General features: G+C 61.1%; 31 protein-coding genes and 1 tRNA gene. 12 read left to right on the forward strand and 20 right to left on the reverse strand.

What is annotated here, in order from left to right:
* The first annotated feature begins 45 nt into the window (after positions 1-45).
* Positions 46-1236: a cytochrome b/b6 domain-containing protein gene (locus tag WNE31_RS03515; RefSeq protein ID WP_349978319.1), complete on the forward strand. Its 1191-nt coding sequence runs from the start codon at positions 46-48 to the stop codon at positions 1234-1236.
* A 145-nt stretch (positions 1237-1381) separates the two neighbouring features.
* Here the strand turns inward: WNE31_RS03515 and WNE31_RS03520 are convergent, their stop codons facing one another.
* Positions 1382-1954 carry a YceI family protein gene (locus WNE31_RS03520; protein WP_349978320.1) on the reverse strand — a complete coding sequence of 191 codons (573 nt, stop codon included), beginning with the start codon at positions 1952-1954 and terminating at the stop codon, positions 1382-1384.
* 102 nt (positions 1955-2056) lie between these two features.
* The gene (locus tag WNE31_RS03525) at positions 2057-2551 is read right to left on the reverse strand and encodes a hypothetical protein (RefSeq protein WP_349978321.1); all 495 of its coding nucleotides are present in this window, start codon (positions 2549-2551) and stop codon (positions 2057-2059) included.
* Positions 2552-2838: 287 nt separating this feature from the next.
* On the opposite strand from WNE31_RS03525, the gene rpsF reads away from it, so the two are divergent.
* From rpsF to WNE31_RS03555, 6 genes are all read left to right on the forward strand, one after another.
* Complete coding sequence (gene rpsF / locus WNE31_RS03530) at positions 2839-3192, forward strand: 30S ribosomal protein S6 (protein WP_349978322.1); 354 nt, start codon at positions 2839-2841, stop codon at positions 3190-3192.
* Between the two features lie 28 nt (positions 3193-3220).
* On the forward strand, positions 3221-3448 hold the full coding sequence (rpsR, locus tag WNE31_RS03535) for a 30S ribosomal protein S18 (RefSeq protein ID WP_005982441.1): 228 nt from the start codon (positions 3221-3223) through the stop codon (positions 3446-3448).
* 12 nt (positions 3449-3460) lie between these two features.
* On the forward strand, positions 3461-4090 hold the full coding sequence (rplI, locus tag WNE31_RS03540; protein WP_349978323.1) for a 50S ribosomal protein L9: 630 nt from the start codon (positions 3461-3463) through the stop codon (positions 4088-4090).
* 129 nt (positions 4091-4219) lie between these two features.
* Entirely contained in the window at positions 4220-4642 is a 423-nt protein-coding gene (locus WNE31_RS03545; RefSeq protein WP_349978324.1) for a hypothetical protein, read from the forward strand.
* A 3-nt stretch (positions 4643-4645) separates the two neighbouring features.
* A complete protein-coding gene (locus WNE31_RS03550; RefSeq protein ID WP_349978325.1) occupies positions 4646-5881 on the forward strand; it encodes an HlyD family secretion protein in 1236 nt (411 codons plus the stop codon).
* A 104-nt stretch (positions 5882-5985) separates the two neighbouring features.
* Positions 5986-6471 (forward strand): lytic transglycosylase domain-containing protein, encoded by a 486-nt coding sequence (locus WNE31_RS03555; RefSeq protein ID WP_349978326.1) that lies wholly within the window; start codon positions 5986-5988, stop codon positions 6469-6471.
* Here the strand turns inward: WNE31_RS03555 and WNE31_RS03560 are convergent, their stop codons facing one another.
* The 16 genes from WNE31_RS03560 to iscR form a co-directional block, all read right to left on the reverse strand.
* Positions 6472-6891, reverse strand: a complete 420-nt coding sequence (locus WNE31_RS03560; RefSeq protein WP_349978327.1) for a DUF1330 domain-containing protein — start codon at positions 6889-6891, stop codon at positions 6472-6474.
* A gap of 76 nt (positions 6892-6967) precedes the next feature.
* On the reverse strand, positions 6968-7657 hold the full coding sequence (gene aqpZ / locus WNE31_RS03565; protein ID WP_349978328.1) for an aquaporin Z: 690 nt from the start codon (positions 7655-7657) through the stop codon (positions 6968-6970).
* Between the two features lie 257 nt (positions 7658-7914).
* Positions 7915-9249 carry a trigger factor gene (gene tig / locus WNE31_RS03570; protein ID WP_349978329.1) on the reverse strand — a complete coding sequence of 445 codons (1335 nt, stop codon included), beginning with the start codon at positions 9247-9249 and terminating at the stop codon, positions 7915-7917.
* A 128-nt stretch (positions 9250-9377) separates the two neighbouring features.
* A complete protein-coding gene (locus tag WNE31_RS03575) occupies positions 9378-10559 on the reverse strand; it encodes a porin (protein WP_349978330.1) in 1182 nt (393 codons plus the stop codon).
* Positions 10560-10699: 140 nt separating this feature from the next.
* Positions 10700-10776, reverse strand: a tRNA-Arg gene (locus WNE31_RS03580).
* A 50-nt stretch (positions 10777-10826) separates the two neighbouring features.
* Positions 10827-12047 (reverse strand): cysteine desulfurase, encoded by a 1221-nt coding sequence (locus tag WNE31_RS03585; protein WP_349978331.1) that lies wholly within the window; start codon positions 12045-12047, stop codon positions 10827-10829.
* The gene (locus tag WNE31_RS03590) at positions 12047-12628 is read right to left on the reverse strand and encodes a Yip1 family protein (protein WP_349978332.1); all 582 of its coding nucleotides are present in this window, start codon (positions 12626-12628) and stop codon (positions 12047-12049) included. Before WNE31_RS03590 ends, WNE31_RS03585 begins: the two co-directional genes overlap by 1 nt.
* Positions 12625-13113, reverse strand: a complete 489-nt coding sequence (locus tag WNE31_RS03595) for a YIP1 family protein (protein ID WP_349978333.1) — start codon at positions 13111-13113, stop codon at positions 12625-12627. Before WNE31_RS03595 ends, WNE31_RS03590 begins: the two co-directional genes overlap by 4 nt.
* A gap of 12 nt (positions 13114-13125) precedes the next feature.
* Complete coding sequence (locus WNE31_RS03600; protein WP_349978334.1) at positions 13126-14415, reverse strand: SufB/SufD family protein; 1290 nt, start codon at positions 14413-14415, stop codon at positions 13126-13128.
* Complete coding sequence (sufC, locus tag WNE31_RS03605) at positions 14415-15170, reverse strand: Fe-S cluster assembly ATPase SufC (protein ID WP_349978335.1); 756 nt, start codon at positions 15168-15170, stop codon at positions 14415-14417. The genes WNE31_RS03600 and sufC overlap by 1 nt, the downstream gene beginning before the upstream one ends.
* Positions 15171-15209: 39 nt before the next feature.
* A complete protein-coding gene (locus WNE31_RS03610) occupies positions 15210-15818 on the reverse strand; it encodes a hypothetical protein (protein WP_349978336.1) in 609 nt (202 codons plus the stop codon).
* 3 nt (positions 15819-15821) lie between these two features.
* Positions 15822-16136: a heavy metal-binding domain-containing protein gene (locus WNE31_RS03615; protein ID WP_349978337.1), complete on the reverse strand. Its 315-nt coding sequence runs from the start codon at positions 16134-16136 to the stop codon at positions 15822-15824.
* A 3-nt stretch (positions 16137-16139) separates the two neighbouring features.
* Positions 16140-16349 (reverse strand): hypothetical protein, encoded by a 210-nt coding sequence (locus WNE31_RS03620; RefSeq protein WP_349978338.1) that lies wholly within the window; start codon positions 16347-16349, stop codon positions 16140-16142.
* Between the two features lies 1 nt (position 16350).
* Positions 16351-17877 (reverse strand): Fe-S cluster assembly protein SufB, encoded by a 1527-nt coding sequence (sufB, locus tag WNE31_RS03625; protein WP_349978339.1) that lies wholly within the window; start codon positions 17875-17877, stop codon positions 16351-16353.
* A 17-nt stretch (positions 17878-17894) separates the two neighbouring features.
* Positions 17895-18938, reverse strand: coding sequence for a cysteine desulfurase family protein (locus WNE31_RS03630; protein ID WP_349978340.1), 1044 nt, complete (start codon positions 18936-18938; stop codon positions 17895-17897).
* Positions 18939-19071: 133 nt separating this feature from the next.
* Positions 19072-19533: a Fe-S cluster assembly transcriptional regulator IscR gene (gene iscR / locus WNE31_RS03635; protein ID WP_349978341.1), complete on the reverse strand. Its 462-nt coding sequence runs from the start codon at positions 19531-19533 to the stop codon at positions 19072-19074.
* A gap of 161 nt (positions 19534-19694) precedes the next feature.
* On the opposite strand from iscR, the gene WNE31_RS03640 reads away from it, so the two are divergent.
* From WNE31_RS03640 to WNE31_RS03650, 3 genes are read left to right on the forward strand one after another with little or no spacing between them, the layout of a single operon-like run.
* Positions 19695-20351: an alpha/beta hydrolase gene (locus WNE31_RS03640; protein WP_349978342.1), complete on the forward strand. Its 657-nt coding sequence runs from the start codon at positions 19695-19697 to the stop codon at positions 20349-20351.
* Positions 20352-20354: 3 nt separating this feature from the next.
* On the forward strand, positions 20355-20588 hold the full coding sequence (locus WNE31_RS03645) for a hypothetical protein (RefSeq protein WP_349978343.1): 234 nt from the start codon (positions 20355-20357) through the stop codon (positions 20586-20588).
* The gene (locus WNE31_RS03650; protein ID WP_349978344.1) at positions 20585-21166 is read left to right on the forward strand and encodes an HD domain-containing protein; all 582 of its coding nucleotides are present in this window, start codon (positions 20585-20587) and stop codon (positions 21164-21166) included. Before WNE31_RS03645 ends, WNE31_RS03650 begins: the two co-directional genes overlap by 4 nt.
* A gap of 115 nt (positions 21167-21281) precedes the next feature.
* On the opposite strand, the gene WNE31_RS03655 is transcribed toward WNE31_RS03650, so the two are convergent.
* Both WNE31_RS03655 and WNE31_RS03660 read right to left on the reverse strand, forming a co-directional pair.
* Positions 21282-21836, reverse strand: coding sequence for a hypothetical protein (locus WNE31_RS03655; RefSeq protein WP_349978345.1), 555 nt, complete (start codon positions 21834-21836; stop codon positions 21282-21284).
* Positions 21820-23655 carry a glycerophosphodiester phosphodiesterase family protein gene (locus WNE31_RS03660; RefSeq protein ID WP_349978346.1) on the reverse strand — a complete coding sequence of 612 codons (1836 nt, stop codon included), beginning with the start codon at positions 23653-23655 and terminating at the stop codon, positions 21820-21822. The genes WNE31_RS03655 and WNE31_RS03660 overlap by 17 nt, the downstream gene beginning before the upstream one ends.
* A gap of 174 nt (positions 23656-23829) precedes the next feature.
* Between WNE31_RS03660 and WNE31_RS03665 the strand changes: the two genes are divergently transcribed.
* Together WNE31_RS03665 and WNE31_RS03670 are read left to right on the forward strand one after the other, a co-directional pair.
* Positions 23830-24459, forward strand: coding sequence for a YitT family protein (locus tag WNE31_RS03665; RefSeq protein WP_349978347.1), 630 nt, complete (start codon positions 23830-23832; stop codon positions 24457-24459).
* 71 nt (positions 24460-24530) lie between these two features.
* On the forward strand, positions 24531-25232 hold the full coding sequence (locus WNE31_RS03670; protein WP_349978348.1) for a sulfotransferase family protein: 702 nt from the start codon (positions 24531-24533) through the stop codon (positions 25230-25232).
* The last annotated feature ends 83 nt before the right edge of the window (positions 25233-25315 follow it).

The following is a 25315-nucleotide window of genomic DNA, read 5'->3' on the forward strand; positions in this document are numbered from 1 at the left end:
CAAGCCCCCTATCTTGGACAGAACACGACATTGCGGAGCCCTTTCATGCCCCTCACCAACACGACCCGCCAATATGGTGGCCTGACCAAGACCTTTCACTGGCTGACGGCCCTTTTGATCCTGACGGCGCTGCCGCTGGGGTTGATTGCGGAAAACGCGCCTTATGCCGACGGAGAGCAGCTGGCCCGCAAGGCGATGCTGTTCAGCCTGCATAAGACTGTCGGGATCGCGGCCTTCTTTACCGCGATTTTGCGTATCCTCTGGGCGCTGACCCAGACCCGCCCGGGCCTTCTGAACGCCGACAACCGGCTCGAGGCGTTCGGCGCGCATCTGGTGCACTGGCTGCTTTATGGCGCAATGCTGATGGTGCCGCTGACCGGCTGGATCCACCACGCGGCGACCACGGGCTTCGCCCCGATCCTGTGGCCGCTTGGGCAGGATTTGCCGCTCGTGCCGAAATCCGAAACGCTGGCCCACCTGACAGCCAACCTGCACTTTGCCTTTATCATCGTTCTGGGCTTGTCGATCCTGGCCCATGTGGGCGGGGCGATGAAACACTTTGTTATTGACCGTGACCAGACGCTGCAACGGATGCTGCCGGGCCGCAACACCGCCCCCGACCCGATGCCCGAAACCCATTCCCGCGCCCCCTTTGTCACCGCGCTGGTGATCTGGGTCGTGGCTCTCACGGCGGGCGTGGTCACAGGGCTTGGCACCGACAAACCCGCCACCACCGCCCAGCTTGAGGCCGTGCCGTCGGACTGGCAGGTGCAGGAAGGCACCCTGTCCCTGTCCGTGGTGCAGTTCGGGTCCGAGGTCACTGGCAGCTTTGGCAACTGGACCGCCGCCATCAGTTTTGACGAGACCGCCACGGACGGGCGTCACGGTGATGTCGCAGTGACCGTGGCCATCGACTCGCTCACGCTTGGATCGGTCACGGATCAGGCCCTCGGCGCGGATTTCTTTGACGTCGCCGCACATCCAACCGCCAACTTTGCCGCCGATCTGATGGCCGCCGAACAAGGCTATGTTGCCAAGGGCACTCTGACGTTGAAGGGCATGACCGTTCCCGTCACCCTGCCCTTTGCCCTGACCATCAAAGGCGACACCGCCACGATGCAGGGACAGACCACGCTGAACCGGCTTGATTTCGGGATCGGCACCAACATGCCCGACGAAAGCTCGCTTGGCTTTCCAGTGGAGATCGAGGTGACCCTGACCGCCATGCGTGGATGATATCCCAAGGACAAGACCCAAGGAGGGCCTGCCTGCGTGGCGGGCCTTTTTTGTAGCCGTTACGCCACCGGCGCACCCCGTGCGCACACAAAAAAAGGCCGCCGGTGATCCCCGGCGGCCCTTCGCAAGGCGTATGTGTCTGAACTTATTCGGCTTTCATTGCCTCGATCGAGATCATCACCTCGACATCGTCACTGACGAAGGGGGCAAACTTGTCGACGCCGAAATCGCTGCGCTTGAGGGTGGTGGTCGCGTCGAACCCGGCCCAGTCCTTGCCTGCCATCGGGTGTTTCGCAACCTGGTTCAGCGTGGCGTCCAGCACGACCGGCTTGGTCATGCCGTTCAGGGTCAGGTCGCCAGTGATCTTGGCCGTGGTGTCGCCCGTCACTTCGATCGCGGTCGAGGTGAAGGTTACGAGATCACCATCCGTCGCGCCAAAGAAATCTTCGGACATGAAGTGCGCGTCGCGCTCTTCCCAGCCGGTGAACATCGATTTCACGGGCATCGACACAGTGACCGAAGACGCAGCGGGGTTTTCCTGATCGAACATGATCTCACCTTCAAAGCCCGAGAACATGCCGTAAGTGGTCGAAAACCCAAGGTGGTTATAGCTGAACACAATCTGGCTGTGGCTGGCATCCAGCGTGTATTTCGCGGGTTCCGCGGTTGCAAATCCGGCGGCAGCGATCAGACCGGCGGCGAGAAAGGGAAGCTTCATCATGGGACTCCATAGGGTGCAGTGTTGATGTACCCTATGTGTGTCCTTTGGGCGTAGCTCTCAATTCTCCAGAATTTCACATCAGATGTGGAAGAATGAACATCACGAAGTGATGAGTGCCTGGCTGCGCAGACGGGCGATGGCATCAAGGCGCGCATGCGGACCGTCCAGCGGCAGTTCCAGCATCGGCTTGCCGGTGTGATCGAGGAAAGACAGGCAGCTGTCGGTGACGTCGGCGCGACCAATGTCTTCGTAGTTGACGGTTTTCACGATCTTCGTGCGCCCGCGCGGCATGGTCTCCACCAGATGGATCTGGCGGTGGCGCGGATCGAAGTGCAGATCCTGCTCGGCTTTCTCGGTGGCGATATGGGTCATGCCGACCCCGGCCGTCACCATCAGCACCGACAGGATCATCTTGGCCGCCAGCACAGACGCCTCAAGCTCGGGCCCGGGCACAAGCCACAGCCCCGCCCCGGCCCAGATAAAGCCAAAGCCGAACACGATACAGGCCATACGTACCGGCATCGTATGTCCCGCACCCGGTTTGGTCGCGGTTTTCACATGCATTTGGGTAAGGTATTCCGAAGCGGCAGCCATCCCCTGAGACTCCTTGGTTCGCGGGTTCAAATTCAACTGAAACCAGCATGGTTGTGAAATCGGGCAAGAATGAGGCACGAGTGGGGAAATACCCTGCCCCGGACTGCTCTGTCCGGTCTCTCGGCGGCATTCCGCAAAAGGGCAATCAAGCCTTGCGCCCCGGTCAATTTCGGCTATACAGCGCCATCCTTTCGCAAAGTTATGAACCGCGCAGTCTCTCGTGGGTGGGGTGCGAAAGGCGAGATGCCCCGCTCTTTGAAATGCGCCTGAACATGAATGGAGTTCGCATGCCCCTTTACGAGCATGTATTCATCTCGCGCCAGGACCTGTCCAACGCGCAAGCAGAAAGCCTCATCGAACATTTTGGCACCGTCCTCGCTGACAATGGCGGCAAAGTCGTCGACAGCGAATACTGGGGCGTCAAAACGATGGCCTACAAGATCAACAAGAACCGCAAGGGCCACTATGCCTTCCTGCGCACCGACGCACCGTCGGCTGCCGTTCAGGAAATGGAACGCCTGATGCGTCTGCATGATGACGTGATGCGCGTCCTGACCATCAAGGTCGACGAGCACGCCGAAGGCCCCTCGGTCCAGATGCAGAAACGTGACGAACGCGACAACCGTCGCGAGCGCCGCTGATCATCGCTTGAAGAAAGGACACTAAACCATGGCTGCAAAACCGTTTTTCCGCCGTCGCAAGGTCTGCCCCTTCTCGGGCGACAACGCACCGAAGATCGACTATAAAGACACCCGTCTGCTGCAACGCTACATCTCTGAGCGTGGCAAGATCGTGCCGTCGCGCATCACCGCCGTCTCGGCCAAGAAGCAGCGTGAACTGGCCCGTGCGATCAAGCGCGCCCGCTTCCTCGCCCTGCTGCCCTACGCTGTGAAGTAAGGAGTATCTGACATGCAAGTTATCCTGCTTGAGCGCGTTGCCAAACTGGGCCAGATGGGTGACGTCGTTGACGTGAAACCCGGCTACGCCCGCAACTTCCTGCTGCCGCAAGGCAAGGCCCTGACAGCTTCGGCCGCCAACGTGGCGAACTTCGAAGCGCAAAAGGCACAGCTGGAAGCGCGCAACCTCGAAACCAAAAAAGAAGCCGAAGCTCTGGGCGAAAAGCTTGACGGACAACAGTTCATCGTGATTCGTTCGGCATCGGACGCTGGCGCCCTCTACGGGTCGGTCACCCCGCGTGACGCCGCAGACGCCGCATCGGAAGGTGGCTTCTCGGTCGACAAGAAACAGGTTGTCCTGTCGCGTCCGATCAAGGAACTGGGCCTGCACGACGTTCACGTCATGCTGCACCCCGAAGTCGACGTCACCATTCAGCTGAACGTGGCCCGTTCGGCAGAAGAAGCCGAGCTGCAAGCCTCGGGCAAATCGATCCAGGAACTGGCTGCCGAAGCAGAAGCCGAAGCAGAATTCGAAATTGCCGAGCTGTTTGAAGACATCGGCGCCGCGGCTGACGAAGATTCCGACCTGGTCGCGACTCCCGAAGACGCAGCAGAAGCTGCCGAGGAAGACACCAAGGCCTAATCGACAGAGTCGACCCAAAGATATCAAAACCGGCACGTGCAAACGTGCCGGTTTTTTTATATCCACTTTCCTACCCTCTGCGGGCCCATCGCTTTTCAACGCTGATTTTACACTTCACGCAGGTTCCTCATGTCAGACCCCACCGCCGCCACGCTGCACCCCATGGCCCCCGCCCATCTTCCCGGTTTTCTGCCCGATGCCACCGGCCACGACCCGATGCTGATCCACATGGTGCTTTTCGTCAGTGTGCTGGTGTTTATCCTGATCACCCTGTTCCTGCGCCTGCACTCTCTGCCCGAACAACTGGCCCACAAGGTCGGGGCGACCCAGCTTCAGATCGTGGGCATTCTGGGGCTGATCGCGCTGTTCACCCATAACAACCTTTACTGGGTGGCCGCGCTGTTGCTGGCAGTGATCCAGATACCCGATTACCAGACGCCGCTGGACCGGATCGCGGATGCGGTTTCCGGGCGTACATCGCCGCACCCGGAACCGGACTCCGCGGCCAAATCGCATGATGCGGCCCCCGCCCAGAAATCCGAGGAGGCCTGATCCATGCTGGAATTCCTTGTCTGCTCGATGCTTACCATCCTGCCCGATTACCTGTTTCGCCGTTACCGGCAAGGCAAGAGGATTGGTCAGGAAATAACCCTGTTTTCAATGTGGTACGAACTGCGCTACGGGCTGAGCGCCTGTTTCGTTCTGACCACGACCCTGATCACGCTGATCCTCTATTTCCACCCCTCGACGCAGAATGTCTCGTCCTATTTCCGCACCGTGACGATCCTGCCCGAACTCAGCGGACGGGTTGTCGAAGTCATGGTTGACAACAACCAGACCGTTGCGGCGGGTGCACCGATCTTCCGGCTGGATGACAGCCGCCAGCGGGCCGCAGAGGCCACGGCCAGCGCAAATCTGGTCGAACTGGAAGCCGCCGAAATTCTGGCACGCGACGACCTGCGGCTTGCGCAGGCCAACCTTGATGCCGCGATCGCGGCCCATGAACAGGCCATGGATGAATTCGTGCGCAAGGACACGCTGTTCCGCGAAAACTCGGCCGCGGTCTCCGCGCGCGAGGTTGAACGGCTGGAAAACCTCGTGAACGAACGCCTGGCCGGGATCGAGGCCGCCAAATCCGGTGTCACCTCGGCCACCCACCGCCTTGAGGCGCAGATTCCGGCCCAACGCCAGAGCGCCGAGGCGGCCCTGCATCAGGCCGAGGTCGAGCTTTCCAAGATGACGGTCTATGCGGGCACCGACGGGCGGGTGGAACAGTTCGACCTGCGGGTCGGGGATTTCATCAACCCCGTATTGCGCCCGGCGGGCATTCTGGTGCCAAGCGACAGCGGCCAGGGCCGGTTCCAGGCCGGGTTCGGCCAGCTTGCGGCACAGATCATCAAGCCGGGCATGGTGGCGGAAATGTCCTGCCTCTCGCACCCTCTCAAGATCATTCCGATGGTGATCGTTGATGTGCAGGACGTGATCCCGGCAGGCCAGATCCGCCCCAGCGACCGGCTGCGCGACCCACAGGACACCCCGCGCCCGGGTACGATTGTCGCCTATCTGGAACCGCTTTATGCCGGACAGGCCGACAACATCCCGCCGGGCAGCCGCTGCGAGGTGAACGCCTACACCAGCAACCATGACCGCCTTCAGGACCCCGACATCGGCATGGGCCGGTATATCGGGCTGCATATCATCGACACGGTCGGGTTGGCCCATGCGCTGATCCTGCGTTTCCGGTCGGTGTTGCTGCCCTTCAAGACGCTGGTGTTCTCGGGCGGGCACTAAGATCGGCCCCGTCGCGCAATGGCGGGTTTGTGCCGGTGTCGCAGATCGCCAATTGCGCCGGTGCATCGCCGATCTATCCTGCCGGCAAAACAACGGGTGCCCGAATGTTCAGACTGTCCAGACGCGCTTTTCTCGGCCTTGGCCTTGCAATCCCTGTCGCCGCGTGTGGCGGCGGCGGGCGTCGAGCCAAAAAACTTGAACGGCAAGAGTTCAACCCGCCGCTCTATCCGAACGAGACGCCGGAACTGCGCGTGCTGATCAACAAATATGCACGCCATTACGAGCTGCCGCCGGAACTTTTGCACAAGCTGGCCATCCGCGAGAGCACGCACCGGCCCTGGGCGGTGAACCGTCCCTATTACGGCCTGTTGCAAATCCTGCCCGCCACCGCGCGCTCCATGGGATTCGAGGGCCAGCCCAAAGATCTTCTGGATGCCGAAACCAACCTGAAATATGCCGGTAAATACCTGCGCGGCGCATGGCTTGTGTCAGGCGGGGATATTGACGGCGCGATCAACTGGTATGCGCGCGGCTATTACTACGAGGCCAAGCGTCTTGGTCTCTTGGAGGAAACCGGTCTCAAAACCTGATCATTCGCCGAAAGTGCCGCCCGTGTCCGCCGGCTGCATTCGGACCAGCCGCGAATCCGCAACCGCCACCTGCCGGTGCACCATCGCCTTGCGATAGTCGGGGTCTTTCAGCATATCGACAAAGGCCTGTACCGAAGGGTATTCCGCAATGAAGCACAGATCCCAGTCCTCGTTGTCCTTGGGGCCGATGACCATCTGCTCCATCTTGCCGCGCCAGACGATCCGACCGCCAAGCCGTTGAAAAACCGGCGCGCTTTCACGCCCATAGGCAGCATAGGCTTCGGCGCCGGTGACTTCGGTGCCGTCCTCATAACGCGCCGTGTCATGCAGTTTGACAAGGTTCAGCATGTGGATCGGACCCGGCCTGTCATTGGCCTTGAAAGCGTCGAAATCTTCTTTGTCAAAGGCGAGATGGGCCATGAACAGTCTCCTCTTCTGTCAGGAAAGCCTAGCAACCCACCCCGCCTCTGCAATTCTTTCGTAGCGTCTCGTCGGATTATTCGTCCGACGTCACCAGTTTCCACAGGATCGCCCCAAGCGCCGCGCCAATCAGCGGAGCCACCCAGAAGAGCCAGAGCTGCGCCAGCGCAGGCGCATCGGCAAACAGTGCCACGCCGGTCGACCGCGCCGGATTGACCGAGGTATTGGTGACCGGGATCGAGATCAGGTGGATCAGTGTCAGCCCCAGACCGATCGCGATCGGCCCGAACCCGGCGGGCGCCCCTTCCGACGTCGCGCCCAGAATGATGATCAGGAAGAACGCCGTCAGGACAACCTCGGCAATAAGGCCCGCCATCATCGTATAGCCCTGCGGCGACGCCTCGCCATAGCCGTTCGATGCAAAACTGCCCGCGCCTTCAAACCCCGGTGCGCCCGAGACAATCGCATAGAGAACCCCTCCGGCGATCACCGCGCCCACCACCTGTGCCAGCCAGTAAGGCACCAGTTCCTTGGCTTCAAACCGTCCCGCGATCATCAGACCCAGCGACACCGCCGGATTGAAATGCCCGCCCGAGATATGGCCGACAGCATAGGCCATGGTCAGCACAGTCAGACCAAAGGCCAGACTGACCCCCAGCCACCCGATGCCCACATCGGCCACACCCGCGGCCAGAACGGCGCTGCCGCATCCGCCAAAGACCAGCCAGAATGTTCCGAAACATTCCGCCAACAGTTTGTTTGTCATGACCTTCCTCCCTGTCTGCAAACGGGGAAAGCCTAGCACAGAATTCCGCCCCTGTGCGGGATTGTCGCAGGTTGCATGGTTTTACACCGCCGCGCGGTTGCAGACGCGCGGCGCGAACCCTAATTTTCCGCACTGTTTCAATCCGCTAGCCGCCACGCTTCACATCCCACTGTCGCATAGACACAACGTGCAAAGAAAAAGGCCCGGCACCTGTTCGGTACCGGACCCCACGCTTTTCCTCAGTGGAAAGGGCGTGTTTATTCGTCTTCCAGGGCCTCGACAGCCGCTTGCAGGTCGTCTTTGGTGACTTCCTTGTCGGCGATGGTGGCTTGGTCGAACACGTGATCGACAACCTTGTCTTCAAACAGCGGCGCGCGCAGTTGCTGTTGCATCTGCTGGTTCTGCTGGATGAATTCAAAGAACTGACGTTCCTGACCCGGGTACTGGCGCGCCTGGTTCATGATCGCCTGGGTCATCTCGGCGTCGGTCACTTCGACCTCGGCTTTCTGGCCCATTTCGGCCAGCAGCAGGCCCAGACGGACGCGGCGCTCGGCCAGTTTGGTGTGCTCTTCGGTCGGCTCGATCTCACCGTGGTTGTGATCGGTCACTTCAGGGTGCTCTTCGTGCCACAGCTGGTGCGCGATCTGACCGGCTTCGGCCTCGACCAGCGACGGCGGCAGGTCGAACGACACCATCTCGTCCAGCTTGTCCAGCAGGGCGCGCTTCATCACGGCGCGGGCGGCACCGGCATATTCTGCTTCCAGACGCTCGCCGATCTGCGTTTTCAGAGCGGCCAGGTCTTCCGCGCCGAATTTCTGCGCCAACTCGTCGTTGATTTCCGCCGCAACCGGCTCTTTCACTTCCTTGATGGTGCAGGTGAACACGGCTTCTTTACCGGCCAGGTGCTCGGCCTGGTAATCTTCGGGGAAAGAGACGGTCACGTCCTTCTCTTCCTCTTCTTTCACGCCGACCAGTTGCTCTTCAAAGCCGGGGATAAACTGGTTCGACCCCAGAACCAGCGGGAAGTCGTCGCCCGAACCACCTTCAAAGGCTTCGCCATCGATCTTGCCAACGAAGTCCATGACCACCTGGTCACCGTCTTTCGCCTTGGAACCTTTGCGGCGCTTTTTGAAATCCTGCGCGGTTTCGGCAAGGTTGGCCAGCGCCTCGTCGACGGCGGCGTCGTCGGCTTTTACAACCATTTTCTCAAGCGAGATGCCCGACAGGTCCAGCTCGGGGATTTCGGGCAGGGCTTCGTATTCCATGGTGACTTCAACGTCCTGACCGGGTTTCCAGTCTTCGCCGTTTTTCATCTCGACCTTGGGCTGCAGGGCGGGACGGTCGCCCGAGTCTTCGAAGTGCTTGTTCATCGCACCGTCGATCACTTCCTGCATCGACTCGCCCAGCAGACGCTCGCCAAACTGCTTTTTCAGAAGCGGCATCGGCACCTTGCCTTTGCGGAAGCCCTTCATTTCGATTTCGGGCTGAGCTTCTGTCAGCTTTTCATTGACTTTCTCGTCCAGCTCGGCGGCAGTGACGGTGATCGCGTAAGCGCGCTTCAGACCTTCGTTGAGAGTCTCGGTGACCTGCATGTCGGTTCCCCATAGGTTAACGGCGCGCGGGTCCGCGCGCGGGCGAAAATTTTTGCCCTTCTATTGGTCCCGCGCGCCCTGCGCAAGAGGCATTGCACAGGTTTTCGCCCCTGTCAGACAGGTTTCGCTCAGCCCTGCCACATTCCCTCGAAAACACTGCGGCGGTTTTGCAGTTTGCGGAATTTCCAGCGCAGTCCGAACATCACCGACCGCATGTCGCGATAGCGCACCGCGCCCGTGCCATCGGCCGAAAATTCACGCAGGCCAAGGAAGACCTCGACATTCTGTGCTTCGAGATCCTGCACCAGCCCAAGCCCAACGGACCGCGTACGCGTGCCGGCCCCGAACGTGTCGATCCCCTCATAAAGATCGAGCGAAAGCCGGGTCTCGCCCACATCGAACCAATCCCGCCGGATGCCGATCTTGGTATAGCCGTAAGAGCCGCCATTGTTCCGGCTGCCCGACGCTGCGGTCACGTTCAGCCCGGTGGGCGCATGCAACACGCTGAACGATCCGGCGATCTGGGGTTCGCGGCCGGTGGCCGTCTCGGCAAGGGAAAGCCCCGCACTGCCCGCGATATCGAACGTGCCCAGACGGTTGCTATAGAACACCCCCACATCCGACAACGCATCGTTGAGGGTTTCAATCCTCCCGATATCCTCGACCCCGACCGAGGCAGCAAAGCGCAACTGCCCAAAATAGGACAGGTTCAGATCAGGGCTGTCATAGCGCAGACGCCGCGTGCGCCCGCCATCAAATGTGGGAAAGACATCCTTGATCCGCAGGGTGGATATCGTTCCGGCGGCCGTGCGGAACAGATAGCCCCCCGCCGTGTCGGTGATGCCGACATGGGTCGCCAGACCGGTGCCCGACAGGTCGGATTCGGTCACCCCGTCCGACCCCATAGATCCCTGCCCGACCGAGACCCTGCCCCAGTTTCCCGCGGTGTAGACCAGTTCGAACTTGCGCACACTGTAGGTGCCAAAGTCGATCAGCGGCGGCACAGCCCCCTGACTGATCGCCGAGGACGACCGCAGCCCCAGGGAAAACTCGGCATTGAACTGCAGGCGCGGCTCACCAAAGGCATTGTCCCACCACAGGCCAATCCGTCCGCCGGAATGGGCGCTATCGACGAGGTTGGTATAGGTGTCCACACCATCATCAATCGACAGGATCGAGGGCGTGAAATGCCCATATAGACGGATATTCGGCGACACGGTGTCGCCGGCGTCACGGTCGGGATCGGCCCAAAGCGCCGTCGCCGCCATCCCGGCGGTCAGTGCCCCTACCCTGATCCATCCTGTCCGCATACGCCCGTGCCTCTTGGCCCTGTCCAGACCCCTTCACGCGCATATTGCCCCAATGCAGGGCGTTCGCAAAGCCACGGCGTGCGTAAACCGGCGGCAACGCGATGCGCCCGCAACAGATACCTGAAATATCGAAAGAAAAGTGGCGCACCTTAGAGGATTCGAACCTCTGGCCTCTGCCTTCGGAGGGCAGCGCTCTATCCAGCTGAGCTAAAGGTGCGTTATGCGGGGGTATAGCCAGCCTTGCCGCCCCCCGCAATCGGTTTTTCGTCAGGCGAACAACTCGTGCGCCAGTTCCAGCGCCTCGATCAGCGTGTCGACCTCGTCGGTGGTGTTATAGAGCCCGAACGACGCGCGACAGGTGGCCGAAACCCCGAGGTGATCCATCAAAGGACCGGCACAATGATGCCCGGCCCGCACCGCGACGCCCTTCTTGTCGAGAATCGTCGAGATGTCATGCGCGTGTGCCGCCCCATCCAGCGTGAACGAGAAGATCGCGGCTTTGTCTGCCGTGGTGCCCTGCACCTGCATCCAGTTCAGGCCTGCGAATTTCTGCACCGCATAGTCGCGCAAACCGGCCTCGTGGGCGGCAATGTTTTCCATCCCCAAGCCCATCATGTAGTCCAGCGCAACGCCCAGACCGATGGTCTGCACGATCCCCGGTGTGCCGGCCTCGAATTTCATCGGCGGATCGTTATAGACCACCGCGTCTTTCGAGACCTCCTTGATCATGTCGCCGCCGCCGATGAAGGGGCGCATTTCGGCCATGCGTTCGGCTTTGCAATAGATCGCCCCCGACCCCGAAGGCCCGTACAGTTTGTGGCCGGTGATCGCGTAGAAATCGCAGCCGATCTCCTGCACATCCACAGGCCCGTGCACCGCCCCTTGCGAACCATCAACCAGAACCGGCACGCCCTTGGCATGGGCGCCTTCGGTGATTGCCTTGACGTCGACCATCGTGCCCAACACGTTTGAACATTGCGTGACGGCGACCAGTTTCGTTTTCGGGCCGATCGCGTCAATCACCGCCTGCGGGTCAAGCGCACCGGTAGAATCCACATCTACCCATTTGATCACCACGCCCTGCCGTTCGCGCAGGAAATGCCACGGCACGATATTGGCGTGGTGCTCCATCACCGACAGGACAATCTCGTCGCCCGCCTGCATCCGCGGCATGGCCCAGCCATAGGCGACCATATTAATGCCCTCGGTGGTGCCCGAATTCAGAACGATCTCGTCTTCGGATTTGGCATTCAGGAACCGCGCAATGATGCCGCGCACGGCCTCGTACTTGTCGGTGGCAAGGTTAGAAAGATAGTGCAAACCCCTGTGCACATTGGCATATTCATGGGCATAGGCATTGGTGATCGCGTCGATCACCACCTGCGGTTTCTGCGCCGACGCCCCGTTGTCAAGATAGACCAGCGGCTTGCCGTTGACCTCGCGCGACAGGATCGGAAAATCGCGGCGGATATCGTTCACGTCATACATCAGCTTATTCCCATGGCGGTGACGCCCATCACAGACAGGAACAGGGACAGGCCCATGGTCATGCCGAGGACGGCCAAAACAAGTGTGAAGATGGCTTTGCCCAGGCCGTCAAACCCGTGTGCCACCTGAAGAAAATGCACCATGATCCAAATCCCGTAGAGACCCGCCCCCATGACCAGAACATAGGCCAGGCTGGGCAGAACAAACATCAGGACAATGGTGGCGACCTGTACAAGCACGCGCAGGAACTGCATCCAGGCAATCATGGTCAGGATATCGCCGAAGCGCGCTTCGCCATCCAGAATGCGTCCGGTCCAGAACAGCGCAAACACGGTCACGGTCATCGCCGAAAACAGCGTGATCAGCGTCAGGATCGGCGTTGCCATCATGGGCAGCATCGCCTCGGATGGGACCGGAAACAGGCTGATCGAGGCGAAATAGGCCAGCGTGTTCAGAATACAGGCCAGAAACAGCGCGCTCCACCCCATCTCGCGATTGAGGTTCAGCGCACAGAGCGTGCGGCCCGCCTCAGCCGGCGCGCGAAGGGTCTGGACCAGAAGCGCAGTCAGAAACGGCATCATGCGGCAGCACTCCTGTTGGCCTGAAACAGACCCGAAATCCAGAACCACATGAACAGCACGAACCAGATCAGTCCGACGATCTGCGCCTGAATGCCGGGCCCGATAAAGCCCAGCACAAGCCCGTTCAGCAACACCACTGGCGATGCCGCCAAAAGCGCCCAGAACAGAGCGATGCGGCTGCCATAGGCGCCGCCTTTCCAGCCGAACAGCGACAGCACGATCTTCACGACAAAGGACAGCACGTAAAAGGCCAGCGGCGCCATGAAGATCCACGCCATGAGCGACCCGCCCAGAAGCGGGTTCAGCTCTTTGCCTTCCAGATGAGCAATCCGCGCATTGATCGGCCAAGACGACACGAAAAACAGGGCGCAGGCCGCAATCAGGATGACCAGCGCCCGGTCTTCACGCGGCCCCACGGCCAGATGCCGGGCCACCACCTTGTGGGGGCCGGCATAGGTCGCCCCGATATCACGGATCACCGACATGCGGCCCGTCCCCTAGCCCTGCCGACGACGTACGAGCCAGCCTTCAAGTCGGCTGGTGATCTCGTCGGCCAGTTCCTCGCTTTCGATCTCTTCCACCGCTTCGGCCAGAAAGGCCAGCGTCATCAGATCGGTCGCGATATCCTTGGGCACACCACGGGCGCGCAGATAGAACAGGCCCTCTTCGTCGATCGCGCCGGTAGTGGACCCGTGAGAACAGGCCACGTCATCGGCATAGATTTCAAGCTCGGGCTTGGCATAGAACTGGCTGTCATCGTCCAGAAGCAGCGACTGGCTGATCTGGTAGCCGTCTGTTTTCTGGGCATCCGGCTGCACGAGGATCTTGCCCTGGAACACGCCGGTCGCACCGTTGCGCAGCACCTTCTTGAACACCTGGCGGCTTTCGCAATTCACCGCGTCATGGGTGATAAACACGGTGTCGTCATGGTGGAAATCGCCATCCCCCAGTGCTGCGCCCGCGACATGTGCAATCGCGTCGTCACCGGTCAGTTCCAGCACGCATTCATTGCGCGTCATCACGCCGTTCACGGTCAGCGTGAAGGATTTGAAGGTGCTTTCCGTGCCAAGACGGCCAAACATGAAGGTCGCCGCGCGGCGTTCATGGTCCCGCCCCTGCGCACGCACATGGTGGAACCCGGCATTGTCGGCCACGTCCACTTCCATCACCTTGTTGAACCGCGCCGCAGCCGGGCCGTTTTCCAGCAGGGTCAGGTCCGCACCTTCATCCAGCTTGATGACATGGTGCAGGATCGCATCCGAGGTTTCGGACTGGTGATGATAAATCAGGCTCACGGGGCGCGAAACCTTGCCCGTGGCGCGGATCACCACGCCATCGGTGGCATAGGCCGAGTTCAGCGCGGCCAGCGGGCGCTCCACGGGATCCTGCCCCTTGGCTTCCAGCACGCCATAAAGATCCTTGGCCCAGTGAATATCCGACGCGGCCACATCGGCCAGCCGTTCAATGGTCAGGTTCTCGCCTTCCAGATCATCCGACTGTTCGGGGTCGAACACACCGTCCACGAACACGACTTTCAGACGATCAATGTCGCCAAAGACCGGCGACTCGCCATGGTCGAACACCGCTGCGGGTGTGACCTCGGACGCGGTCAGCGTGTCGGGGCGGGTGTATTTCCAGTATTCGTCGCGACGGGCCGGCAGGCCCATTTCGCGCAGCCGCGTCAAGGCGGCCCCGCGTGCCTCGGTCAGCCATGCACCGCCCTCGGGCAGCGTCATCGCCGACAAGCGCGCCTCGGTGGCGTCCTGTTTGGGTTGCGAAAGAGCCATTATGCGATCTCCGCCAGAATGTCTGCATAACCGTTATGTTCCACTTCGAGCGCCAGCTCGGGACCGCCCGATTTCACGATGCGGCCATCGGCCATAATGTGCACCACGTCGGGTTTGATGTGGTCCAGCAGGCGCTGGTAGTGAGTGATGACAAGGAAGCTGCGACCGGCGTCGCGCAGGGCGTTCACGCCTTCCGACACCAGCTTCATCGCGTCCACGTCGAGGCCCGAGTCGGTTTCGTCCAGGATGCACATCTTGGGCTCCAGCATCGCCATCTGCAGGATTTCGTTGCGCTTTTTCTCACCACCCGAGAAGCCCACGTTGACCGGACGCTTGAGCATGTCGGCGTCGATCTTTAGGGTCTTGGCCTTGGCGCGCACTTCCTTGAGGAAGTCGGTCGCGCTCATTTCCTCTTCGCCGCGCGCCTTGCGTTGGGCGTTCACGGCGGTGCGCAGGAAGGTCATGTTGCCCACGCCGGGAATTTCGACCGGGTACTGGAACGCCAGGAACAGGCCCGCTGCCGCGCGCTCTTCTGCTTCCATCTCAAGCAGGTCTTCGCCTTCCAGCGTCGCCGCGCCCTCGGTCACCTCATAGCCGTCACGCCCCGACAGGACATAGGACAGGGTCGATTTGCCCGATCCGTTCGGCCCCATGATGGCATGCACCTTGCCCGGCTCGACCGTGAGGTCTACACCCTTGAGGATCTGCTTTTCCTCTTCTTCAAGTTTGACGTGCAGATTCTTGATTTCCAGCATTTTTTGTTCCTTCGCGCATTTCCAACAATGCCAGTGGCATTAAAACGGTTTCGTATAAAGCGTCAGGATCTCGGTCAGATCCTTTCGCGGCAGTTCGGTCGGGGACACATCGAATTTTGCCATGCGCCCCCGGATTTCGACGGGTTTGAGCCACCGCTCGACCCGTTCATATTGTTTGCGCCCGACATAATCGTCGAACAGCACGGTCACGGGCTTCTCCGTGCGGAGCATCACCGTCATCAGGCAGGCCGCCCGAAACCGCCCGTCTATCAGCACAAGATCAGGCGCCAGAAAGCCCTCGCTGTCCCAAACCAGGTTCGGATACCGGTGATAGCCCCGCCAGCCTTCGTCGTCTTTCGGACGCCCCCATTTCCCAACAGGACCGATATTGGCATAAGACAGTTTCACCGGCGATGTCGTGCCCGCCTGACGCAGATATCGAAGCATCATGCGATACCAACGGCGATCGGATTCGACCGAGAACAGGTGCTTGCCGGACAGTTCCGACCCCATCACGGTTGATCCGCCCGAGCCATATTCGAGAATGACCCCAGCACTTTCATAGTGTGACCGCACCCAATCACTCACCTCGTCGGGAAAAGTCAGGTCGGGCCGGGCAATCGTGTTTTGCGTATCTTTTGCTGCCATGACCTACTCCAAAACCACTGCCGTGCCGCTGGCCGACACCATCAGCATCGACCCGCCCACAACCTCGTAATCCAAATCGACACCCACCACGGCGTCGGCCCCGAGCGCTTCTGCGCGCGCCCGCAGCTCGCCAAGCGCGGTGTCGCGCGCATCCTGCAATTTGCTTTCATAGGCGCCCGAGCGGCCGCCCACGATGTCGGTGATCGACGCAAAGACATCCCGCACGACATTTGCGCCCATGATGGCCTCGCCCACGACGATGCCACGATATTCTGTGATCTTGCGCCCCTCGACCGAAGGTGTGGTTGTCACGATCATCGCTTACCCCCCGAAGCCCAGATACAGCACCAGCATGTAGCATCCCATGCCGACCATGCCGCAGACCGCCGACGTCACGAAGACCGATCCGCCGATCAGGCCGTCCGTCGATCCGGTGCGGTGTTTCTTGATGCTGAACCCGACGGCCGCACCAATCGCAACACCGCCACCGACCCCGGCGGATTGCTGCATCAACTGGTTCAGGGTCTCCATGTTACCCGACCGAGCCTTCCAGCGAGATCGCCACAAGCTGTTGGGCTTCCATGGCGAATTCCATCGGCAGCGCCTGCAGCACCTCCTTGGCAAAGCCGTTCACGATCAGCGCCACGGCCTCTTCCTCGTCCATGCCCCGCTGGCGGCAATAGAACATCTGTTCGTCGTCCACCTTCGACGTGGTCGCCTCGTGTTCCACACGGGCCGAGTTGTTGCGCACTTCGATGTAAGGCACAGTATGCGCCCCGCATTTGTCACCGATCAGCAGCGAGTCACACTGGGTATAGTTGCGCCCGTTCTTGGCCTTTGGGTGCATCGACACCTGCCCGCGATAGGTGTTCTGGGCGAAGCCTGCCGAGATCCCCTTGGACACGATCCGCGACTTGGTGTTCTTGCCAAGATGGATCATCTTGGTGCCGGTGTCGGCCTGCTGATAATTGTTGGTGATGGCGATCGAATAGAATTCGCCCTGGCTGTCGTCGCCGCGCAGGATGCAGGACGGGTATTTCCATGTCACGGCAGACCCGGTCTCCACCTGCGTCCACATCACTTTGGAGCGGTCGCCCCGACAATCGGCACGCTTGGTCACGAAGTTATAAATACCGCCCTTGCCATTCTCGTCGCCCGGATACCAGTTCTGAACGGTCGAGTATTTCACCTCTGCGTCTTCCTCGATGATGATCTCGACCACGGCCGCGTGCAGCTGCGAGGTGTCGCGCTGGGGCGCGGTACAGCCTTCAAGATACGAGACATACGATCCCTTGTCGGCAATGATCAGGGTACGTTCAAACTGACCGGTGTTTTCCGCGTTGATGCGGAAATAGGTCGACAGCTCCATCGGGCAGCGCACGCCCGGCGGCACGTAGACAAACGAGCCGTCCGAGAACACCGCGCTGTTCAGCGTGGCATAGAAATTGTCGCTGACCGGCACAACCGAGCCAAGGTATTTCTTGACCAATTCGGGGTGGTCCTTGATCGCCTCGGAGATCGAGCAAAAGATCACGCCCGCCTCTTTCAGTTCTTTCTGGAAGGTCGTGCCCACCGAAACCGAGTCAAACACCGCGTCCACGGCCACCTTGCGGCCTTCGGCCGGGGCGTTTTCTGCGCCTTCGACACCGGCAAGGATCATCTGCTCTTTCAGCGGAATTCCCAGCTTTTCATAGGTGGCCAGTAGCTTGGGATCGACCTCGTCCAGCGACTTCGGCTTTTCTTCCATGCTCTTGGGGCGGGCATAGTAATACTGATCCTGGAAATCCACCTCGGGATAGTCCAGCATCGCCCATTCCGGCTCTTCCAACTGCACCCAACGGCGATACGCCTCGAGGCGCCATTCGGTCATCCACTCGGGCTCTTCATTCTTGTCCGAAATCAGGCGGACGATGTCCTCGGTCAGCCCTTTCGGGGCATATTCCATCTCGATCTCGGTTTCCCAACCGTATTTGTATTTGCCGCCCACTTCGCGCACGGCATCCACGGTTTCCTGATCGACACCTTCCTTGACTTCGGTGGTCTGGTCCAGACTGGCCATGTTCGTCTCCTGTTCGCTTACGCCGCTCGGGCGCGGTGTTTCCGATATTGGGTCAGCCATCTGTCGGCAAACCCCATCACGTCCTGTTTCGTTGTCTCGGGCCCCAAAGAGACCCGGATCGCCCCGGCGGCGACCTGTTCGTCATATCCCATCGCCTTCAACACCCGGCTGGCGCGGACCTTGCCCGAAGAACAGGCCGATCCTGCGGAAATGGCATATCCGGCAAGGTCCATCTGCATGACCTGCGTTTCGCCTTTCCAGCCCGGTGTCGCGAGACACAGCGTATTGGGCAACCGTGCCCCGCCTTGCCCCACAAAGATGGTATCTTCTGTCTCGGCGGCAAGGGTCTCTTCCAGCATATCGCGCAGAGATGCAACCCGGTCCCAGACCCCCGCGGCCAGATCCTGCGCCGCGGCGGTTGCAGCGGCCGCAAACCCCGCTGCGCCAATAATATTTTCCGTTCCCGAGCGCCGGCCCATCTCCTGACCGCCCCCCTTGATCTGGGCCGCGACATCGGTGCCGCGCTTGACCACGAGCGCGCCAATCCCTTTCGGCCCGCCCAGCTTGTGCGCCGAGATCAGAGCCATCTCGCAACCGGCCCAGTTGAAGGCCACGGGCAGCTTGCCGAAGGCTTGTGTCATGTCGCTCACGGCCAGCCCCTCGGGCAGGGTCTGTACGATGCCGGTTTCGGAATTGGCAGCCTGCAGAGCGGTCTGCGCGGGGTCAGCCACCTGCACTGCGCCATCCCGGCCCACCGGCAAATCCGATGTCACCCATGCGGCCACCGCATCATGTTCGATGTCACCCGCATGCAGGCCCCGCCCGCGCAGCGCCAAAGCCGCCGCCTCGGTCGCCGTCGCGGTAAAGATCACGTCCGCCCCGTCCGCTCCAAAAGCCGACGCCACCGCGCCCCGCGCCCGTTCCAGCAATGCCTTGGCCGCACGCCCCTCGGCATGCACGCTCGACGGGTTGCCCACCACGTCCATCGCCTCGATCATCGCCGCCCGCGCCTCGGGACGCAGCGGGGTCGTGGCGTTATGGTCAAGATACACGCGGGCCATCACACCACCACCCCGGGCTTTTTCTTGGGCAAAATACCTCGTGGAGCGCGAGGGGCAGCGCCCCTCGCCTCAACGGTACGGGCGCACGGGACTGCATCCCGCGCCCTGTCCTGCAGGGTGTCGCGTCGCAAACTCATGCCTCGTCCACCACGGCAAAAATATTCGGCAATGCCGGACAGGGCGCCAGCTCGTTTTCGACCACATCCGACAGGCGCGTCTGGTGCAAAAAGACGTAGACATGCGCCGACAGCCCTTCCCACAAGCGGTTGGCCAGCGACTGCGCCCGCGACCCGGACAGGCCGCCCGAGGCGCCCGCACCGGTGTGCAGTGCTGAAACGGTCTCGTCCACCGCCGACAGGATATCCACCACGCGGATCTCGGCGGCAGGCCGTGACAGGCGATAGCCCCCGCCGGGGCCCCGCACCGACTCCACCAACCCGGCACGGCGCAGCTTCACAAAAAGCTGCTCCAGATAGGCCAGCGAAATGTCCTGCCGCTCGGAAATCTCGGACAGCGACACAAGGGGCTTGTCCTTCTGCAGCGCGATATCGGCCAGCGCGACGACGGCATAGCGCCCCTTGGTGGACAGTTTCATGGCACAACCCCATAGCGAATTGATTGACGAGCGGCGCGCCAGCCCTTAAGTCGCTAGGAACGCATTCGACAATATGTCTGCAAGTTTAGAAACGTTCTAATGTGACCGAGCAAATTCGTCAAGAATTTCTGTCACATTTGCCGCAGGAGACAGGGACACACATGCCCGAGGTCATTTTTCCCGGACCCGAAGGCCGCCTTGAAGGCCGCTACCACCCTCAAAAAGACCGTGACGCCCCCATTGCGATCGTGCTGCATCCGCACCCGCAATTCGGCGGCACCATGAACAACAAGGTTGTCTACAACCTGCATTACGCGTTCTTCAACATGGGCTTTACCGTGCTGCGGTTCAATTTCCGTGGCGTGGGCCGGTCGCAGGGCGAATACGATCAGGGCGTCGGCGAACTCAGCGATGCGGCCTCGGCGCTGGATTACCTGCAGTCGATGAACAACAACTCGAAACACTGCTGGGTGGCCGGATTCTCGTTCGGGGCCTGGATCGGCATGCAGCTTCTGATGCGCCGCCCCGAGATCACCGGCTTTATCTCGGTGGCTCCTCCGGCGAACATGTACGATTTTTCGTTCCTCGCCCCCTGCCCCTCGTCCGGTCTCATCATCAACGGCACCGCCGACCGCGTCGCGCCGCCGGCTGACACCGAGATCCTCGTGAACAAGCTGCACGAACAAAAGGGCATCACCATCACCCACCAGCAGATCGAGGGTGCGGGCCATTTCTTCGAAACCGAAGACTACATGGACACGATGGTCGGCAACGTCTCCGACTACGTCAAACGCCGCCTGACCGAAACCTCGCGCTAAACCATGGCCTATTACGACGATCTTGCCAACAAGCTGGCCCTCGACGTGATCGAGGCGCAAAAGGCGATGGACGATGACCAACTGATCCAGGACATCGCCAAGACGCTCGAGGCGACATCGTCCACCATGCACGAAGCATTCATGACTGCGGTGCGCGTTTACATGGCCGAGGAACGCGCCCGCGCACAGTTGACCGCGAGGCTCAAGGCCAAGGGCTTTGCCCTGCGGTCGCAATGACCAATCGTCTCGACGCTCAGATCGCCTTTCTGAACGAAGCGGACCGGCTGAAATCGGTGATCCGCGCAACGCGCCTGCTTGACAACAGCCGCCGTGAAAATTCCGGCGAACACAGCTGGCACATTGCGCTCTATGCGATGGTTCTGGCCGAGCACGCCACCCGCCCGGTCAATATCGACCGGGTGATCCGCATGTTGCTGATCCATGACCTTGTGGAAATCGACGTGGGCGACAGCCCGATCCACGGCGATCATGACATCGCCGCGATGGAAGCCGCCGAACAGGCCGCCGCCGACCGGATTTTCAACCTGCTGCCGCCCGATCAGGCCGCCACATTCCGCGCGCTCTGGGATGAATTCGAAGCGGCTGAAACGGATGACGCGGTTTTCGCCAAGTCCATCGACAGGGTCCAGCCGGTGATCTGCAACCTTGAAACCGGCGGCGGCACATGGCCCGAATACAAGGTCACCGCCGAACAGCTCGAGGCGCGGGTCGGCTGGAAAGTGGCCAAGGGCGCGCCTGCCCTGTGGACCCATCTACAATCGCGCATCCGCGCCTGGTTCGCCGCCCACGGCTGACGTCACCCTACTCTTTTTCTTGGGTCAAATACCTCGGGGGTTTGGGGGCTGGCCCCCAATTTTGCAGAGGTTTGGGGGCTGGCCCCCAATCGGGCATCGCCACACACGCAACCGCCTATTCCAAAAGACATTGCGGCCAGCCATAGCCCCAGCGCCAGGGCAGCCCGGAACAGGGCCCACCGCCAAAGCGCACCGCATCATACATGGCCGACCCGATCAGCCGATAGGCCATGTCGATCTGCGCGTCGCTCATCCCGTATTCCGACTGCAACACCGCGCGCCGGTCTTCGGCCACTGCGGTCACACAAGCGGCCAGAGCCTCGTCCGCCGCCAGCCGTGCTGCAAAACTGGCCTCGGGCGCAGGATCGGCATTGCCAAGATGATAGGCCCGGTCATGAGTCACGCAACAGCCCTGCCAGGGGGGCGTTTCAAGGTGGATATCCTCGAAATCGGGGAACATCCGCGCCACCAGCGACCATGTCGCCGACATCCCGCCCGAACAGCCATCCGTGGTAAAGGGCGCCAGTTCGGCCCCTTTCCGCACCTCGGCCAGCTTGGCATGGTTGCGCAGTTCCAGCCGTTCGAACAGGCCGGGCTCTTCGGCCCCTGCGACCGGCGCCCAAAGGCAGGCCGCCAACACGGTCAGCACAAATTTACGGAGAATTGTCACGATACACCTTCTGTTCCAGATCCACACCCATCAGGCTGCCAATCGCCAGCACCAGGCGCTCGGCATTGCTGAGGGCCGCGCGCTGGGTGATCACCTCGCGGGCCAGAGCAGGCTCGTCCGTGATCAGCCCGGTCGCCCCCAGCGACAGCACCCGCGACATGCTGAGCGGATCATTCACCGTCCAGACATAAAGCGCCTTGTCGCGTGCCTTCATTTCCCGAGACAGGCGCGGGGTCAGCATCGCCTGGTTCACCGCCAGAAAATCCGCCTCAAGGTCCCAAACCCGCCCGACCGAGGCCGAGGCCAAAAGCCCGGTGTCCCACTCGGGCCGGATGCCCTTCATCTTTTTCACCGCGTCATATTTCAGCGACATGACCTTGACCGAGTCTGCCATGCCCGCCGCATCGACAACATCGGACACGCGCTGTTCCAGCATCTCATCATGGCCGTAATATTTCAATTCGATCAGAACGTTGCTGCGCCCTTTGGCGGCTTCCAGCACCTGCAACAGGGTCGGCGTGCGTTCCGCGGCATAATCCGGCGCGTACCAACTGCCGATGTCGATCCCGGCCAGATCCTCCATCGTGGCATCCCAGATTTTCAGGTCCACGCCCGCGATTTTCATGAAGTCACTGTCATGGATCACCACGACCTCGCCATCTGCGGTTTCCTGCACGTCGATCTCGACCCAGTCGGCCTTGTCCTCAAGGGCTTTCTCGATCGACGCCATGGTGTTTTCCGGCCGCGCGCCCGCTGCGCCCCGGTGGGCGATCACCTCGGCGGGCTGGTCGGTGCGCAACTGGTTGAGGTTGGCAATGGCCCCTGCCAGAACCCCCGCCGTCACAACAAAAGCGACGATCACGGCGGGCAGGATCCAGCGCGGCGGCGCGCCGGCCGCTGCGGCCTGCCCGGGCCACCCCGCCTCGTCCATCAACAGCACCGCCAGCGCCCCGGTCACCACCGTCGACACGATCAGGTTCAAAACGCTCCAGACCACGCCAAACACCACCAACAGGCGTACGAGGTCACGCAGCGACTCGGCCGCCCCGCCGATGGACCATTCCGCCAGCCAGTTGACAGCCGCAAAGGCGACCGCGCCCGCGATCGCGCCTGAAATCGCCCAGCCAATCAGTTTCACGAACAGGATACGGCGCGCTCCGTCCATATGTTGTTCGCTGGCTGCAAAGCTCTGGCGCGGCGCCACCTTGTCAAAGATCACCAGCGGCAAAGCCACCGCCCAGCCCAGCAACCGCCGCACAAGGATCACCCCCATCACCGCAAGGATCACAGCAATGGCCGCCACGGCGGTCATAAACTCGGGCGGTTTCTCGGTCAGGTAATAATTGATGTCATAGGCCGTCAGTCGGAACTGATAGATCAACCCCGCCACGATCAGGAACGGCACGGTGATCGCCAGCACCCGCAGGACCAGAAGGCCGCCGAAGGTCGCAATCTGCGGCAGGCGCGGCACCACCAGCAAAAGCCCCTCCTGAAACCGGTGCTGCCCGGTCCGCCGGTCATGCAGCGCCACCGCCATCATGAAGGACGAATTCATCACCATCAGCGAAATAAAAATCCCCGCAAGGATAAGGAACGCCACGAAACCCACTGGAGACAATAGGAAAAATGCAATGTCGAAATCCGACAGCGCCGGATTGCCCGAAAGTGAAATCGCCACCCGAACCACTATCGCCACCAGCGGCGCGAGAAAGGCCGTCAGTACCACGTTGAAGGTCAAGTGACTGAGCAGGAAGGGCCAGCGCAACCGCCATGCAATTGCAAATGCGTCGTAAACCCCGAGTGATCTTTCTGATTGCATGTCGTGCCTCCTGCCTCTTGGAAAAAGCCTAGCGCCTTTTGCCGCGCCGGTCGACAATCCAGATGCGCTTTTTCGCATCTGACGACCGTGCAATGCCCCGCTTTTGAGCAGCGCATATCGGCTATGCATCGCGCGCGGGTTGCCCCTCTGGACAAACCCGGAGGATCGGCGCAGATGCAGGACATGACCTTCCTGCTTGATACCCCGCCCGCCGACCGCCATTCCGTGACTGAGGATGTGCAGGGCGTGATCGTGGGCACCCTTCTGGTGGCCCTGTCGGTCCAGTTCTTGCAGGCCAGCCAGTTGATCACGGGGCAGATCGCGGGCCTGTCATTGCTTGTCGCCTATTGGGGTGACTGGGCCTTTGGCGCGGTGTTCTTCGTGCTGAACCTGCCCTTCTACGCCGTGGCCATTCTGCGCATGGGATGGGTGTTCACCCTGAAAACCTTTGCTGCGGTCGCCACGCTCACCGCCTGGACCTATGTGTTGCCACAGCTGTTCCTGATCGGCAGTATTCACCCCGGCGCGGCAGCCGGGCTTGCAGGCGTCACGGCGGGGGCCGGTCTCCTGGCGCTGTTCCGGCACGGGGCCACGCTGGGCGGGGTCGGCATCGTCGCGGTCTGGCTGCAGGATACGCGCGGCATCAAGGCGGGCCACGTGCAGCTGGGCTTTGACGTGGTGGTCTTCTCGCTGGCCCTGTTGCTGTTCCCGCTTCCGGTGGTCGGCTGGTCGCTGTTCGGGGCGGTCGTCACCAATATCGTAATCCTCACCAACCATCGCCGCGACCGCTATATCGCGCGCTGAGTGCTTGACTTGGCCGCGCCCGCGGGCCAATCCCGATAGACCCGCAGCCGCCGCAGCAAAGGAGAGCGCCCGTGTATGTGCCCCAGAAACCGCTGGACCGCCTCTTTCCCAAGGCTGGCAAGAAAATGTTGTTCATCCACACGCCGAAATGCGGCGGCAAATTCATCGGCAGCGCCTTTGGCCGCCGCTTCAAGACCTGTTTCAGCCTGCATCACCCCGACCTGCGCGGTCACCTGACTTATATCCAGTACCGCGACGCCTTCCGCAAAAACGGGTGGGCGCTGGACGACTATGCCCTGTTCTCGGTCATTCGGAACCCGTGGCAATGGCACCTGAGCTGGTACAACTACATCCGCAAGGACACGGACGGCAAGAAATCGGGCCTGCCCGACGAACATGCGCTGTTTCGCAATTTTTCGTTCCTCGACTACCTGCGCTGGCTCCAAGATCCGCTGATCACCGGCAAACCCAACCAGTATTACCTGAACCAGGTCTCGGACTGGTTCGTCGATGAAGCAGGGACTGTCAGGGTGCCCGATATCCTGCGCCAGGAGGCCCTGGTCGAAGACCTCGAACGCCTGCAGGCCAAACACGGGCTGCGCCTGCATATCCCGAAAACCCGCCGCAACCAGTCTTTCTTCGGCGATTACCGCAGCGAATATGACAGCGAGGGCGTTGATATCGTGGCCCGCCGCCACCCCCGCGATATCGAGATGTTCGGCTACGAATTCGAAAACCCCGCCGCCAGCAAAGCCCACAACCTGATCCAATAGGCCGCGCCACACACAAAAGGGCGAAAAATCCGCACGGCGTGTCGCGCTAAAGATGTCCGCCCCGGCAAAAACAGGCTAGCAAC

The organism is Shimia fortis, assembly GCF_040225985.1.
GTDB lineage: Bacteria > Pseudomonadota > Alphaproteobacteria > Rhodobacterales > Rhodobacteraceae > Shimia.